Raw genomic sequence first — 14,822 nt, forward strand, 5'->3', positions numbered from 1 at the left:
TTGTCTCCTAAGGGTGGCTCAGACCGGGGCGACGCCCCGGCGCAGGCAATGCTTCAAGGCGCGCTGGCGACCTTGGCCGGGGGTGTCCAGATCACATCCTTGATGCTCAAGGGCTTGGGAATCAGCTTCAGCGCCTGGAAGGTGTCGGCGATCTTTTGCTGCGCGGCGACCACCTCTGGCGTCAGGAATGTCGCACCGTAGCCTTGGCGTTTAACCGAGGTCAGGGTGATGTCGGCGGGCAGGCCGAGCAGCGGCGACACCTGATCGGTCACCTCCTGCGGATTGGCCTTGGACCACTCACCCACCGCGCGTACCTCGTCCACCAAGGCGCTGATCACCTCAGGGTGTTTCTGTGCGTAAGGCTTGGTCGCCAGGTAGAACTGATGGTTGTCGACGATGCCTTTGCCATCGCGCAGGGTGCGCGCTTGCAGTTGTTTCTCGGCCGCCGCCTGGTAAGGGTCCCAGATCACCCAGGCGTCGACACTGCCACGCTCGAAGGCGGCACGGGCATCGGCGGGCGGCAGGAACACCGGCTGAATGTCGCTGTATTTCAGGCCGGCATCTTCCAGGGCCCGAACCAGCAGGTAGTGAACGTTGGAGCCCTTGTTCAGGGCAACCTTCTTGCCCTTGAGCGCCTTCACCGAGTCGATTGGCGAATCCTTGGGCACCAGGATCGCTTCGCTGTGCGGTGCCGGTGGCTCATAGGCGACGTAAAACAGATCCGCGCCAGCAGCCTGGGCAAATACCGGCGGGGTCTCGCCGGTGACACCGAAGTCGATTGAGCCGACGTTCAGCCCTTCAAGCAGTTGCGGGCCACCTGGGAACTCCGTCCACTGGACCTGCACGCCCTGCGCCGCCAGGCGCTTCTCCAGCGTACCCTTGGCCTTGAGCAGCACCAGGGTGCCGTACTTTTGATAACCGATACGCAGGCTTTCTGCCTGGGCTTGAGTAATGGCGCCGAAGGACACAGCCGCAGCAAACAGAGCGACCAGACCACGACGCAAAATGACAGTGCGCATAGCGCTCTCCTTTTGCGATTAGGGTTCAGGCTGCACCTGCTTGCCCGTTGGCGGGCGAGTAAGGTGGGACGTGCGAGTAATGCGTTGCGTGTTGCGTGTTGCGGCTCAGATGCTCCAGCGAGCACTGAGCAAACGTTCGTTCAACAGCCCCGGTGCAACGGGTTTTGGCCGACGGGCCAGGGCAGTGTGAAACTGTTCCAGCGATTCGTTCAGGCGCAGCTCCAACGCAGGAAGCAACTGCGCGGCAGCACTGCCTTCGCCATAAGCGATCTGGCTGTCGTCAGCGAAGATCCCTTGCAGGGTCTCTTGCGCCTTGAGTGCCGACAGCACCGGCTTGAGCGCGTAATCAACCGCCAGCATGTGGGCGATACTGCCGCCGGTAGCGATGGGCAATACCACCTTGTGGCTCAGCGCTCGCTCAGGCAGCAGATCCAGCAGGGTCTTCAGCGCACCGGAGAACGACGCCTTGTACACCGGCGTCGCGACGATCAGGCCATCGGCCTGTTCGACCAGTTGCAGGAAGTGCTGAACCTTAGGGCTGTCGAAGCGCGCATGCAGCAGATCGTCTGCCGGGAAGTCGCGCACCTGGAATGTCACCACTTCCACACCCTGGCCTTGCAACCAGTGCCGGGCGCGTTCGAGCAACACACCAGAGCGTGAACGCACGCTGGGACTGCCACCGAGAGAGACAACCAACATTGAAGCGTATCCTTTAGCGGTTTCGAGACGGGTGCGAGCAGCAGATCTCGCGTTGATGGAGTGACCTTAACAGCTGTTTTATATATCTATAAATCATATTTTTTCATTTGGTTATTCAATAAAAGAATATTGAATAACCCGTACGCCGCGCAAAAAAAAGGGCCGTCGAAACGGCCCGAAAATCCCTGCTGTGGCTAAAGCAATGCGTCACACACTCAACGGTTTGGCTGCGGGGTCAGGCGCAGGTAGGGCTTGACCGCCCGGTAACCTTTGGGAAAGCGCCGTTTGATTTCGTCCTCATCCTTGAGTGACGGCACGATCACCACCTCGTCACCGTCCTGCCAGTTGGCCGGGGTGGCGACCTTGTGGTTGTCGGTCAGTTGCAGTGAGTCGATCACCCGCAGAATCTCGTGGAAATTGCGCCCGGTGCTGGCGGGGTAAGTGATGGTCAGGCGGATCTTCTTGTTCGGGTCGATCACGAACAAGGAACGCACGGTCAGGGTGTCGCTGGCATTGGGGTGGATCAGGTCATAGAGGTCAGACACCTTGCGATCGGCGTCGGCCAGGATCGGAAAGTTGACGACGGTGTTCTGGGTTTCGTTGATGTCTTCGATCCAGCGCAGATGAGACTCCACCGGGTCGACCGAAAGGGCAATGGCCTTGACCCCGCGTTCGGCGAACTGCTCCTTGAGCTTGGCAGTGAACCCCAGTTCGGTGGTGCAGACTGGCGTAAAATCCGCCGGGTGCGAAAACAGCACACCCCAGCTGTCGCCCAGCCACTCATGGAAACGAATCGTGCCGGCGCTGGAATCCTGTTCGAAATCGGGGGCGATATCGCCGAGTCTGAGGCTCATGGTGGGGCTCCTTGAAGTACGTTCTGGTGGAGCCACTGTGCATCGACCTGAAGCAAATTAAAAAGAATAAATAATGATTTATTTATAACTTTACGAGCTATTAATTTCAGGTCGAAAAAAAGCCCCGCACCAAGGCGAGGCTTTCTCTACTGACACTTACATGAAGGTGTAGGTGTAGTTGAAGATCAGGCGGGTTTGGTCCTGATCGGCGCTGCTTTCACCGCTGCCACGGTACATACCGTGGCGCAGGCTAGCGCCCAGCCCCTTGAGGGTACCTTCCTGAATCACGTAGTCGATACGTGCATCACGTTCCCACTCGTTGTAGCTGCCATTTCCGCTCTTGTTACGAATGTCATCGCCACGCAGGTAGGCAATCGAGGTCTTCAGGCCTGGAACTCCCAGGCGAGCGAAGTCATAAGCGTACTGACCGAAGGTGGTGTTTTCACCGGCACGCGCAAACTGGTTGATCATGCTGTCAGTGAACAGGTAGAAGCTGGAGCCGCCTGCACCCTCAAAGCTACCGTCGCCATCGGTAACGTTACCTTGGTTCAGCCAGACGAAACCACCGTCGTCGCTAACTTGTTGGTGACCGAGCATGAGCGAGTGTCCGCCCAGGGTGTAGGTGAACATGGCGCTCCAGGTCTTGTTATCGACCTCGTTGTTCTTACCGTAACCACCGTTGTTCTTGAACTCGTAACCGGCTTGGCCGTTCTTGCCATCCGAGCTGCTGTCGAAGTAGCGCAGGTCGGTCTTGAACGACTGGTCGTTCGCAATCGGGTAGACGTGAACCAGGCCCAGGAAGTGCTGTTTGTAGAAATCTTCCAGGTTCGAGTAGTAGTACTGCAGGGTCAGGTCTTTGGTGACCTTCCAGTCGGCGCCGCCGAACTGGAACTTGTTGCTGTCCTGCGTCGCGCCCGCAACCGACAGGCCGGTCCTGTTGCTCGAAGCACGGCCCATGGCGTGCTCAAGTTGACCCCCAGTCAGGGTGACGTTGTCGATTTCCTTGGAGGTGACAATGCCACCTTCAAAGGTTTGCGGCAGCAGACGGCCGTCGTTGGCCACCAGGATTGGCAGGTTTGGTGCCAGTGCGCCACCGAGGTGGGCTTCGGTCTTGGAGAAACGTGCCTTGGCGTTGCCGCCGATGCGCGCCCACTGGCCTACAGCCGAACGGTCAGTATCGCTAGGGAAAAAGCTGCTGTTATCCGGGTGATGGCCTTTGCCGCCATCCAGGTGAATACCCCACACAGCTTGAGCATCAAAACCAAAACCCACCGTGCCCTCGGTGAAGCCCGACTGATAGTCGAGCTTGAAGCCCTGACCTGATTCGCGCTGGTCTTTGTTGTGCTCTTCACGGTTGTCGTTATCGAAATACATGGTGCGCGAGCTGACAGACAGCTTGCTGTCTTCAACGAAACCGGCAGCACCTGCTTGTTGAGCCAGAACCCCAAGGGCCACGGCAAGTGCCAAGGTGGACTTGTACATTTTTTGCTCCTTTCATTTCTAATTCTTGTGATTCTCTGTCGGCGGGGTCTTTTGCCTCGCTCGACGTCGATAGCCGATTAGCACCAAAGGGTGTGGTTCGAGTCAATCGTAACCATTCATTTCAAGACTTTGGTCTAATGCGTCCGGTTTGCGCCGAAGAATAATGACTATCCTATAAATCTAAAAAGAATTATTTATGACGTTTTAAGATTTTTCTGACATAAAAATAGAATTTTTCTCTCCCTGCCTTTCCGTGCAGCCATTTCAATCCTCTCCCACCCGTGCAATGGCGAGGTTGACCGTGGTCAGCCCATCGCCAAAGCAACGCCCCCTCCCCCAGCCACGCAAACGCCTTACAGCAATTGGCTCCTAAGCTAATTCCTAAAAGTTATTTATTTTAATTTTCTTAGATCATTTAGCCTTCTTCTCAATCGCCCATCACCCTCCGCCTGAGAAGGAGTTGTCCATGCCCCTGCATACGCCGCTGCGCCTGTTCGCCGCACTGACCCTGGCCGGTGCCAGCTGGTTCACCCAGGCGGCCGACCTGACCGTGGCCTACCAGACCACCGTTGACCCGGCGAAAGTCGCCCAGGTTGACGGCGACTATGAAAAAGCCAGCAAGGCCAGCATTGACTGGCGCAAGTTCGACAGCGGGGCCGACGTGATCACCGCCGTAGCCTCGGGTGATGTGCAGATCGGCTACCTGGGCTCAAGCCCTCTGGCGGCGGCCGCGACCCGCAAGCTGCCGGTGGAAACCTTCCTGATCGCCACCCAGATTGGCGCCGCCGAAGCACTGGTCGCTCGCGACGGTGCGGGGATCAATTCGCCGCAAGACCTGGTCGGCAAGAAAATCGCCGTGCCGTTTGTCTCCACCGGGCACTACAGCCTGTTGGCCGCGCTGAAGCAGTGGAACATCGACCCGGCCAAGGTACAGATCCTCAACCTGGCGCCGCCCGCCATCATTGCTGCCTGGAAACGTGGTGACATCGACGCCACCTACGTCTGGGACCCGGCACTGGGTGTGGCCAAGGAAAACGGCAAGGTGCTGATCACCTCCGGCGAACTGGCCAAGACCGGTGCACCCACCTTCGACGCCTGGATCGTGCGCAAGGACTTTGCCGCCAAACACCCAGAAATCGTCAAAGCCTTCGCCAAGGTCACCCTGGACGCCTACGCCGAGTACCGCAAAGACCCACAAGCCTGGCTTGCCGACCAAAGCAACGTCGACAAGCTGGTGAAACTGTCCGGGGCCAAGGCTACCGATATCCCGGCGCTGCTTCAGGGCAACGTTTTCCCGCTGGCCAATGACCAGATCGCAGCCCTCGGCGCACCGACCACCCAGGCCATCACCGACACCGCCACCTTCCTCAAGGCGCAAGGCAAGGTCGAGGCGGTACTGCCGGACTACTCGCCCTACGTCAGCGCCAAATTCATCGCCAACTGATCGGAGCCTGTCATGGCATTGCTTGAGCTGGAGCGCATCAGCGCACAGTACCCCGGTGCGGCCGAGCCGGTACTGGCCGACATCTCCCTGAGCCTGGGCCCACAGCAGTTGCTGGTGGCCCTGGGCCCTTCCGGCAGCGGCAAGACCTCGCTGCTGAACCTGATCGCCGGCTTCGTTGCGCCCAGTGCCGGGCGCATCACCCTCGACGGCAAGCCGGTGCAAGGCCCTGGCGCCGAGCGCGGGGTGGTGTTCCAGGACGACGCGCTACTGCCTTGGCAGGACGTGCTGAGCAACGTTGCCTTCGGCCTGGAGCTGGCCGGTTTGCCACGTGCGCAACGGGAACAAAAGGCCCGCGAAATGCTCGCCCTGGTTGACCTTGCCGGGTTTGGCAGCCGGCGTATCTGGCAGCTGTCCGGTGGGCAGAAGCAGCGTGTGGGCCTGGCCCGTGCGCTGGCCGCAGACCCGCGGGTGCTGCTGATGGATGAACCCTTCGGCGCACTGGATGCCTTCACCCGCGAGCAGATGCAGGAGTTGCTGCTGCAGGTGTGGCAGCGTACCGCCAAGCCGGTGTTCCTGATTACCCACGACATTGAGGAAGCAGTGTTCCTGGCCACCGAGCTCGTGCTGCTGGCCCCCCATCCGGGGCGGATTGTCGAGCGCCTGCCGCTGGACTTCGGGCGACGTTACGCCGCCGGTGAATCGGCCCGGGCGATCAAATCCGATCCACGCTTTATCGAAACCCGCGAGCATGTGCTGGCACGGGTGTTCTCACAACGCAGCGCCGCCACGCGGCAGGAGTCCGCATGAGCAGCCTGGACGTTCCGTTGGCCGCAAAAGCCGCCAAACCCTTGGCCCACACTACGGCAGCACGCCGCAGCCTGAGCACCCGCTGGATCAGCGGCCTGACCCTGATCAGCCTGCTGGCCGTCTGGTGGGCCGTCACGGCAGCCGAGTGGATCGAACCGCTGTTCCTGCCCTCGCCTGCCGCGGTGTTGTCCAAAGCCTGGTTACTGCTGACCCAGGGCTACATGGAGTCGACCCTCTGGCAACATTTGGGCGCCAGCCTCGGACGTATCGGCCTGGCCCTGGGTGCGGCGATTGTCAGCGCCATTCCGATTGGCATCGCCATCGGCCACAACCGGATTGCACGGGGCATTCTCGACCCACTGATCGAATTCTACCGGCCCATTCCCCCACTGGCCTATTTGCCCCTGATTGTGATCTGGTGCGGTATCGGCGAGCTGTCGAAAGTGCTGCTGATCTACCTGGCGATCTTCGCCCCGATTGCCATCGCCACCGCCACTGGCGTGCGCACGGTCGACCCGACCAAGTTGCGCGCTGCACAGTCGCTGGGTGCTACACGGGCACAGCTGATTCGCCATGTGATTCTGCCCAGCGCACTGCCGGACATTCTTACCGGCGTGCGTATTGGCCTGGGTGTCGGCTGGTCGACCCTGGTTGCCGCCGAACTGATCGCCGCCACCAGCGGCCTGGGCTTCATGGTGCAATCAGCGGCACAGTTTCTGGTCACCGATGTGGTGGTACTGGGCATTCTGGTTATCGCCCTGATCGCCTTCGCCCTTGAGATGAGCCTGCGTGCACTGCAACGCAAACTGGTGCCTTGGCACGGCCAGAGCCATTGATCGCGCACCGACACTGACCACGCCGACAGCTCGGCGCCGAACCGAACGAGACCCCTATGAGCCTGACCATTACCCCATTGAGCCCGGCACTGGGCGCACAGATCAGCGGCATTGACCTGAGTGTTGAGATCAATGCCGAGCAACGTGACGCCATCGAGCAGGCGTTGCTCAAGCACCAGGTACTGTTCTTCCGTGATCAACCGCTGACGCCTGCCCAGCAAGCACGCTTCGCTGCGCACTTTGGCGACCTGCACATTCACCCGATCTACCCTAATGTCCCTGAGACACCAGAGGTGCTGGTGCTCGACACGGCGGTCACCGACGTGCGCGACAACGCCGTCTGGCATACCGACGTGACCTTCCTGGCAACCCCGGCGATGGGCGCGGTGCTCAGTGCCAAGCAGTTGCCGGCTTATGGGGGAGACACCCTGTGGGCCAGCGGCATCGCCGCCTTTGAGGCCCTTTCGGCACCCTTGCGGCAGATGCTCGACGGCCTCACCGCGACCCATGACTTCACCCAGTCGTTTCCGTTGGAACGTTTTGGCACAACCGCCGAAGACCGCGAACGCTGGGAGGCGACCCGCCGCGCCAACCCGCCGCTTTCACATCCAGTGGTCAGAACCCATCCGGTCAGCGGGCGCAAGGCACTGTTTGTCAGCGAGGGTTTCACGACCCGCATCAACGAGCTCAGTGAGGCAGAGAGCAAGGCGCTGCTCGCCCTGTTGTTCGCCCACGCCACCCGCCCCGAATTCACCATTCGCTGGCGCTGGCAGGAAAACGACGTGGCATTCTGGGACAACCGCGTCACCCAGCATTACGCGGTAGACGATTACCGTCCGCAGCGGCGCGTGATGCACCGGGCGACGATTCTGGGCGACGCACCGTTCTGAACCTCGCGGCAGCCATCTCCCGGTAAAAGGGCAAGATGGCTGCCACCTGTCCAGCAGGTTGCAGGCAGCGGGCTCAGCGCACCAGGTGCAGGTACTGCAGGTGCCGTTCGTACTGGTCGAGGATGTCGTTGATGATCTGCTCCTTGCTGTAGCCCACCAGGTCATAATCCTGGCTGCCTTCACTCAGGTGCACTTCCGCACGGTAGTAGCGACGGTTCTTCAACTCTTGCGTACCCAGCCCTGCCAACGCAAAGGACGGTGTGAAATAGCCGCGCATCTGCACCTGATAGATAAACGGCTGCTCTTCACCATGGCCGATCTTCAGGCTGACATTGTCGTGGCTCGGGTCTTCCTGGGAAATCACCGCCAGGCCTTTCTCGGCAAACACTTCGGTGACCTCGGCAATCGCCGGGCGCACCACGTCATCCATGAACCGATAGACCTCATCCCGCGACGGGAAGTGAATGGCCTGGCTCAAACGTTGACGCCAGCCACCGCGACCACGTCGTGAAGTGGCGAATGGGGCCAGGGAATGCAGTTGGGCAATCTGCCGCTGCGACTCCAGGTAAAACGCCTTGTGCAGCCCCCACATCATGGCCAGCAGAATCACCGAGAAGGGCAACGAGGTCAGTACCACCGCTGACTTGAGCGAGTCGATACTGCCCGCGAACAGCAGGCCAATGGTGATCAGCCCGGTCATGGCACCCCAGAACACCCGCAGCCAGTTCGGCCCATCTTCATCGGCGTTGCCATCACGGGCGGACAAGGTCGACAGCACCACGGTGCCGGAGTCGGCCGAGGTGACGAAGAAGACAAAACTGATGAACACCGTGATGGCGATCACCGCCTTGCTCCACGGGTAGGTTTCCAGCAACAGGTAGAGGGTCATCGACGGGTTGTCGAGGGCCGACTGGGCCAGGCTGGCCATGCCATGGTCAAGCACCTGGGTCAGGGCACTGTTGCCGAAGATCGACATCCAGGCCAGGGTGAAGCCCAGTGGAATCAGCAGCACACCAAAGACGAATTCACGGATCGTCCTGCCCCGCGAGATACGCGCAATGAACAGGCCGACAAAGGGCGCCCAGGCAATCCACCAGGCCCAGTAGAACACCGTCCAGTTACCCAGCCAGTCGTTGGCCTGAGTGTAGGCATAGACATCGAAACTCTTGCGCGGCAAAGCACCGAGGTAATCACCCAGGTTCTGGATCAGCGTGTTGAACAGGTGCTGTGTCGGGCCGGCGAACAGCACGAACAACAGCAACCCACAGGCCAGGAGCATGTTGATGTCGGACATCACCCGCACGCCCTTGTCCACACCGGCCACGGCAACAGCCACTGCGGCGCCCATCATCAGCGTGATCAGTGCAACTTGCACCCAATGGCTATGGGAAATACCGAACAGGTAATCCAGGCCGGCGTTCAGGTGCAGGACACCAAAGCCCATGTCCGCCCCCAGGCCGAACACCGTGGCGATGATGCCGAAGCCATCCACTGCATAGCCTATCGGCCCGTTGATGCGCTTGCCGATCAGCGGGTACAGCGCCGAACGCAGGGCCAATGGCAGGTTGTGCCGGTAGGCGAAATACGCCAGGGCCATACCGACAAAGGCAAAAACACCCCAGCCATGCAGGCCCCAATGCAGGAACAGCAACTGCATGGCCTGGCGCCCGGCCTCGACCGTGCCGGCCTCGCCTTGAGGTGGCTGAAGCAAGTGGGTGAGCGGTTCGGAGACGCAGAAGAAGAACAGGGTAATGCTGATACCGGCGGCGAACAGCATGCCGGCCCATGACAGGTAACTGAACTCGGGCTCGTCGTGGTCGGCACCGAGCTTGATCTTGCCGTAGCCAGACAAGGCGGTGACCACCACGAAGACCAGGTACAGCGTCATCGCCAACATGTAGTACCAGCCAACCGTATTGGCGGCCCAGTTTTGTGCGGCCAACAGCCACTCACCGGCGGCCGTGGGGTTGGCGATCACCACCAGGCCAAACAACAGAATGAAGCTTGCCGCGAAGTAGAACACCGGCGGGTTCATGCGGATCTTGCTGGTCGGGACAGGCGTGGATGCACTCATAGGCAGTGCACCTCACGACGCGTGGAAAGGGTTGGATTGAACGGGTTCAGCAAAGGGTTTCCTCCTGTTGAACACCGGCAGCGGACCACCGTTTAACTTGAACGAGCGTTCAAGTTAAACATGGATGGCGCTCAGATGCGACCCAACCGGTCTGGAAGCCCGCCTACTTCTGCGTCCCGTCATCATGCTGCAGATTGGCCTGGGTCAAGTTGCTGCCCGGTGCCACGCTGCGGGTCAACCAGACGTTGCCGCCAATGGTCGAGCCCTTGCCGATGGTGATTCGGCCAAGGATGGTGGCGCCGGCATAGATCACCACATCGTCCTCGACGATCGGATGGCGCGGGTGGCCCTTTTGCAATTGGCCAGACTCGTCGGCCGGGAAGCGTTTGGCACCCAGGGTCACGGCCTGATAGATCCGTACCCGCTCACCGATGATTGCGGTTTCACCGATGACCACACCGGTACCGTGATCGATGAAGAAGCTCGGGCCGATCTGCGCGCCGGGGTGGATGTCGATACCCGTGGCCGAGTGGGCGATTTCCGAGCTGATCCGCGCCAGCAGCGGCAAGCCTGCACGGTACAGGTGGTGCGCCAGACGGTGATGAATCACTGCAAGGATACCGGGGTAGCACAGCAGGACTTCATCGACACTGCGGGCCGCCGGGTCGCCGTGGTACGCCGCCAACACGTCGGTGTCGAGCAGGCTGCGCAGGCCAGGCAGGGCCGCGGCGAAATCCTGGATCAGACGCAAGGCGGTGGCATCGACCTGTGCCGGGTCCGCCTTGCCCTGACGCGCAACATAGCGCAGCTCCAGACGGGCCTGCGCGAGCAGCGCGGTCAGGGCTGTGTCGAGGGTATGCCCCACGTAAAAGTCTTCGCTCTCTTCACGCAGGTCGACCGGGCCCAGGCGCATCGGGAACAACGCGCCACACAACTGCTCAAGGATCTGCCGCATGGCTTCACGCGAGGGTAATTCGCGCCCGCCCTGCTCCCCACTGCTGCGGCCATTGCGGCTGCGCCACTGATCACGGGCAGCACGTAGCTGGCCGACGATACCCTGCAATTGCCATTGCCCTGTTTGCGCGTTCTCGCTCACGGTTGCTCTCCTGCCACGCGGCAGCTGCTGGATTGGAATGCTCGCCTGATAGCTGACCACTTTACGGCAATTGGCGTCGCTGGAAAAAATAACCCTTTATTCCAATCCGCTATACCGGGGGCATAAGCCGAGCTATTCGCCGAACGCCACCTGCTGCCTATACTCGATTTTTTGTCAGGCACAACTTCCCATGACCGAACTCGAACGCCAGCTCGCTCGCTTCAACCGCCTTGAACTGCTGAGCGGGCCCACGCCACTGGAAAAACTCGAGCGACTGTCCACGTGGGCAGGCCGCGCCATCTATGTCAAACGCGACGACCTGACGCCGCTGGCATTCGGTGGCAACAAACTGCGCAAGCTTGAATACCTGGCCGCCGATGCCCTGGCCAAAGGTGCCGACACCCTGATCACCGCGGGCGCGATCCAGTCCAACCACGTGCGCCAGACCGCTGCCCTGGCGGCACGCCTCGGGCTGGGCTGTGTCGCCCTGCTGGAAAACCCCATCGGTACCGATTCAGCCAGTTACCTGGGCAACGGCAACCGCCTGTTGCTGGACCTGTTCGGGGCCAAGGTCGAGATGGTCGACAACCTCGATAACGCCGATGAGCAATTGCAGTCCTTGGCGGTGCGCCTGCATGCCAGTGGCCGCAAACCCTATCAGGTACCCATCGGCGGCTCCAATGCCCTCGGCGCCCTGGGCTATGTGCGCGCAGGCCTGGAGCTGGCCGCGCAGATCCAGCGCAGCGGCGAAACCTTTGCCGGGGTGGTGCTGGCCTCCGGCAGTGCCGGCACCCACAGCGGCCTGGCCCTGGGATTGGCCTCGGTGCTGCCGCAATTGCCGGTCATCGGCGTCACCGTGTCGCGTACCGACGAAGCCCAGCGACCCAAGGTACAAGGGCTCGCCGAGCGCACTGCCGAGCTGCTCGGTGTGCAGCTGCCGGAGCGCTTCAAGGTCACCCTCTGGGATGAATACTTCGCCCCGCGCTATGGCGAGCCAAACGCAGGCACACTCGCGGCGATACGCGAACTGGCCAGCCACGAGGGCCTGCTGCTCGACCCGGTCTACACCGGCAAGGCCATGGCAGGCCTGCTTGACGGTATTACCCGCCAGCGTTTCGAGGCCGGCCCGCTGATTTTTCTGCACACCGGTGGGGCACCGGCGTTATTCGCCTACCCTGAAGTCTGGAACCCATGAACGGGTGGCATCCAAATAGAATTTAAAGGAATAAATAAACAAATTAATATTATTTAAGGATCTATTAGTGCCACCCCTATAGTCACCGCCACACCCATAACAACAGAGGGGCTAGCCATGAAGATTTCCGTTCTGACGAAACAGGTTCTCGGTGCCAGTCTGGGCCTGCTACTCGGTGCCAGCCTGCTGGGCCAGGCCATCGCCGGGGAGCAACTGCAACAGATCAAGGACAGCGGCACACTCAAGGTCGGCCTGGAAGGCACCTACCCACCGTTCAGTTTCGTCGACAATGACGGCAAGCTCGCCGGCTTTGAAGTGGACTTCTCCGAAGCCCTGGCCAAGGAGCTTGGGGTAAAAGCCAAGCTGCAGCCAACCAAGTGGGACGGCATCCTCGCGGCCCTTGAGTCCAAGCGCCTGGACGTGGTGATCAACCAGGTGACCATCTCCGAGGAGCGCAAGAAGAAGTACGACTTCTCGACCCCGTACACCATCTCCGGCATTCAGGCCCTGACCCTGAAAAAGAACGAAGGCAGCATCAAGACCGCCGCCGATCTGGCCGGCAAGAAAGTCGGTGTAGGCCTGGGTACCAACTACGAGCAATGGCTCAAGGACAACGTACCGAAAGCCATCATCAAGACCTACGACGACGACCCCACCAAATACCAGGACCTGCGGGTCGGCCGTATCGACGCCATTCTGGTAGACCGCCTGGCCGCATTCGAGCTGGTCGCCAAGGCCAAGGACACCGCCGTCACCGGTGAAGCCTTCTCCCGCCAGGAATCCGGTGTTGCATTGCGCAAAGGTGAGCCGGAGCTGCTTGAGGCGATCAACAAGGCCATCGACACACTTCGGGCCAATGGCACCCTGGCCAAGCTGTCGCAGAAATGGTTCAACGCTGACGTCACAAAATGATTGCCGACAGCCTCCAGCTGGCGCTGGATTCCGCGCCCTTTCTGCTCAAGGGCGCGTACTTCACCGTAGGCCTGAGCCTGGGCGGCATGTTCTTCGGCTTGCTGTTGGGGTTCGGCCTGGCGCTGATGCGGCTGTCATCGCTGAAAGTGCTTAGCTGGACTGCCCGCGTCTACGTGTCGTTTTTTCGCGGCACACCGCTGCTGGTCCAACTGTTCGTGATCTATTACGGCCTGCCGCAACTGGGCCTGGAACTCGACCCACTGCCGGCGGCACTGATCGGCTTGTCGCTGAACATGGCCGCCTATGCCTGCGAAATCCTGCGGGCGGCCATCAGTTCCATCGACCGCGGCCAATGGGAAGCCGCCGCCAGCATCGGCATGACCCGCAGCCAGGCCATGCGCCGAGCGATCCTGCCACAGGCGGCGCGCACCGCCTTGCCACCACTGGGCAATAGCTTCATCTCCCTGGTCAAGGACACGGCGCTGGCCGCGACCATCCAGGTGCCGGAGCTGTTTCGTCAGGCGCAGTTGATTACCGCACGCACCTTCGAGGTGTTCACCCTGTACCTGGCGGCAGCACTGATCTACTGGGTACTGTCCAGCCTCCTCGCCCACCTGCAGCACCGCCTTGAAGCGCAGGTCAACCGGCACGACCTGGAGTCCTGAGCGCATGATCGTCGTAGAGCACCTGACCAAGCAGTTCAACGGCCAGACCGTACTGGCCGGTATCAACCTCACCGTCAACGCCGGTGAAGTGATTGCCATCATCGGCCCCAGCGGCTCGGGCAAGACCACCTTCCTGCGCTGTCTGAACCTGCTGGAAACCCCCAGCAGCGGTCGCATTCGCGTCGGCGACATCGAGATTGACGGCAACCGTCCGCTGAAACAGCAACAGGGCCTGATCCGCCAACTGCGCCAGCACGTCGGTTTCGTGTTCCAGAACTTCAACCTGTTTCCCCACCGCACGGCGCTGGAAAACGTTATCGAAGGCCCCATCGTGGTCAAGAAAACCCCACGCAATGCGGCCATCACCCTGGGCCGTGCCTTGTTGCAGAAAGTCGGTCTGGGCGACAAGGAAAATGCCTATCCGAGACGCTTGTCCGGCGGCCAGCAACAACGGGTAGCCATTGCCCGGGCACTGGCAATGGAGCCCGAAGTGATTCTGTTCGACGAGCCGACCTCGGCCCTCGACCCGGAACTGGTTGGCGAAGTGCTGGCCACCATCCGCAGCCTGGCCGAAGAAAAGCGCACGATGATCATCGTCACCCACGAAATGGGCTTTGCCCGCGACGTCGCCAATCGGGTGATTTTTTTCGACAAGGGGGTCATCGTCGAGCAGGGTGAAGCCAAGGCACTCTTTGCCAATCCCAGGGAAGAGCGCACCCGGCAATTCCTTGGCAAGTTCCTCGGTATGCACGCCTCGCAGCCCTGAGCCAGGACGACGACTTTTGCACCCGACGAACACCCTGGTTTCCCCCTCGAAGTAGGACGTCTCCGAAGATCCTGCACCCAGCC

The 14,822-nt window shown here is 60.8% G+C and carries 14 protein-coding genes; 8 read left to right on the top strand and 6 right to left on the bottom strand.

Annotated elements, in window-relative coordinates:
• Window positions 1-53 precede the first annotated feature (53 nt).
• The 4 genes from UIA24_RS05865 to UIA24_RS05880 all read right to left on the bottom strand — a co-directional run bounded on the left by UIA24_RS05865 (window position 54) and on the right by UIA24_RS05880 (window position 4,054).
• Window positions 54-1,019 carry a sulfonate ABC transporter substrate-binding protein gene (locus UIA24_RS05865; protein ID WP_330522404.1) on the bottom strand — a complete coding sequence of 322 codons (966 nt, stop codon included), beginning with the start codon at window positions 1,017-1,019 and terminating at the stop codon, window positions 54-56.
• A 105-nt stretch (window positions 1,020-1,124) separates the two neighbouring features.
• Window positions 1,125-1,718 carry an NADPH-dependent FMN reductase gene (gene ssuE / locus UIA24_RS05870; protein ID WP_102052458.1) on the bottom strand — a complete coding sequence of 198 codons (594 nt, stop codon included), beginning with the start codon at window positions 1,716-1,718 and terminating at the stop codon, window positions 1,125-1,127.
• Window positions 1,719-1,933: 215 nt separating this feature from the next.
• A complete protein-coding gene (locus UIA24_RS05875; RefSeq protein WP_099776225.1) occupies window positions 1,934-2,572 on the bottom strand; it encodes a peroxiredoxin in 639 nt (212 codons plus the stop codon).
• A gap of 156 nt (window positions 2,573-2,728) precedes the next feature.
• The gene (locus UIA24_RS05880) at window positions 2,729-4,054 is read right to left on the bottom strand and encodes an OprD family porin (RefSeq protein ID WP_330522405.1); all 1,326 of its coding nucleotides are present in this window, start codon (window positions 4,052-4,054) and stop codon (window positions 2,729-2,731) included.
• 466 nt (window positions 4,055-4,520) lie between these two features.
• Here UIA24_RS05880 and tauA point away from each other — a divergent pair, with 466 nt between their 5' ends.
• The 4 genes from tauA to tauD are packed head-to-tail and all read left to right on the top strand — an operon-like array spanning window position 4,521 to window position 8,031.
• Window positions 4,521-5,498, top strand: a complete 978-nt coding sequence (tauA, locus tag UIA24_RS05885; protein ID WP_330522406.1) for a taurine ABC transporter substrate-binding protein — start codon at window positions 4,521-4,523, stop codon at window positions 5,496-5,498.
• Between the two features lie 12 nt (window positions 5,499-5,510).
• The gene (gene tauB / locus UIA24_RS05890) at window positions 5,511-6,305 is read left to right on the top strand and encodes a taurine ABC transporter ATP-binding subunit (protein WP_330522407.1); all 795 of its coding nucleotides are present in this window, start codon (window positions 5,511-5,513) and stop codon (window positions 6,303-6,305) included.
• Entirely contained in the window at window positions 6,302-7,141 is an 840-nt protein-coding gene (gene tauC, locus UIA24_RS05895; RefSeq protein WP_330522408.1) for a taurine ABC transporter permease TauC, read from the top strand. Before tauB ends, tauC begins: the two co-directional genes overlap by 4 nt.
• 56 nt (window positions 7,142-7,197) lie before the next feature.
• Complete coding sequence (tauD, locus tag UIA24_RS05900; protein WP_065760083.1) at window positions 7,198-8,031, top strand: taurine dioxygenase; 834 nt, start codon at window positions 7,198-7,200, stop codon at window positions 8,029-8,031.
• 73 nt (window positions 8,032-8,104) lie between these two features.
• On the opposite strand, the gene betT is transcribed toward tauD, so the two are convergent.
• Both betT and epsC read right to left on the bottom strand, forming a co-directional pair.
• Complete coding sequence (betT, locus tag UIA24_RS05905; RefSeq protein WP_330522527.1) at window positions 8,105-10,066, bottom strand: choline transporter BetT; 1,962 nt, start codon at window positions 10,064-10,066, stop codon at window positions 8,105-8,107.
• A gap of 202 nt (window positions 10,067-10,268) precedes the next feature.
• Window positions 10,269-11,201, bottom strand: a complete 933-nt coding sequence (gene epsC / locus UIA24_RS05910) for a serine O-acetyltransferase EpsC (RefSeq protein ID WP_330522409.1) — start codon at window positions 11,199-11,201, stop codon at window positions 10,269-10,271.
• A 190-nt stretch (window positions 11,202-11,391) separates the two neighbouring features.
• On the opposite strand from epsC, the gene UIA24_RS05915 reads away from it, so the two are divergent.
• The 4 genes from UIA24_RS05915 to tcyN all read left to right on the top strand — a co-directional run bounded on the left by UIA24_RS05915 (window position 11,392) and on the right by tcyN (window position 14,739).
• Window positions 11,392-12,396, top strand: a complete 1,005-nt coding sequence (locus tag UIA24_RS05915) for a D-cysteine desulfhydrase (protein WP_330522410.1) — start codon at window positions 11,392-11,394, stop codon at window positions 12,394-12,396.
• Between the two features lie 117 nt (window positions 12,397-12,513).
• The gene (gene tcyJ / locus UIA24_RS05920) at window positions 12,514-13,308 is read left to right on the top strand and encodes a cystine ABC transporter substrate-binding protein (protein ID WP_330522411.1); all 795 of its coding nucleotides are present in this window, start codon (window positions 12,514-12,516) and stop codon (window positions 13,306-13,308) included.
• A complete protein-coding gene (tcyL, locus tag UIA24_RS05925) occupies window positions 13,305-13,973 on the top strand; it encodes a cystine ABC transporter permease (RefSeq protein WP_330522412.1) in 669 nt (222 codons plus the stop codon). Before tcyJ ends, tcyL begins: the two co-directional genes overlap by 4 nt.
• Before the next feature lie 4 nt (window positions 13,974-13,977).
• Window positions 13,978-14,739, top strand: a complete 762-nt coding sequence (gene tcyN / locus UIA24_RS05930; RefSeq protein ID WP_102052468.1) for an L-cystine ABC transporter ATP-binding protein TcyN — start codon at window positions 13,978-13,980, stop codon at window positions 14,737-14,739.
• The last annotated feature ends 83 nt before the right edge of the window (window positions 14,740-14,822 follow it).

Source organism: Pseudomonas sp. AL 58 (assembly GCF_036348395.1).
Classification (GTDB): Bacteria; Pseudomonadota; Gammaproteobacteria; order Pseudomonadales; family Pseudomonadaceae; genus Aquipseudomonas; species Aquipseudomonas defluvii.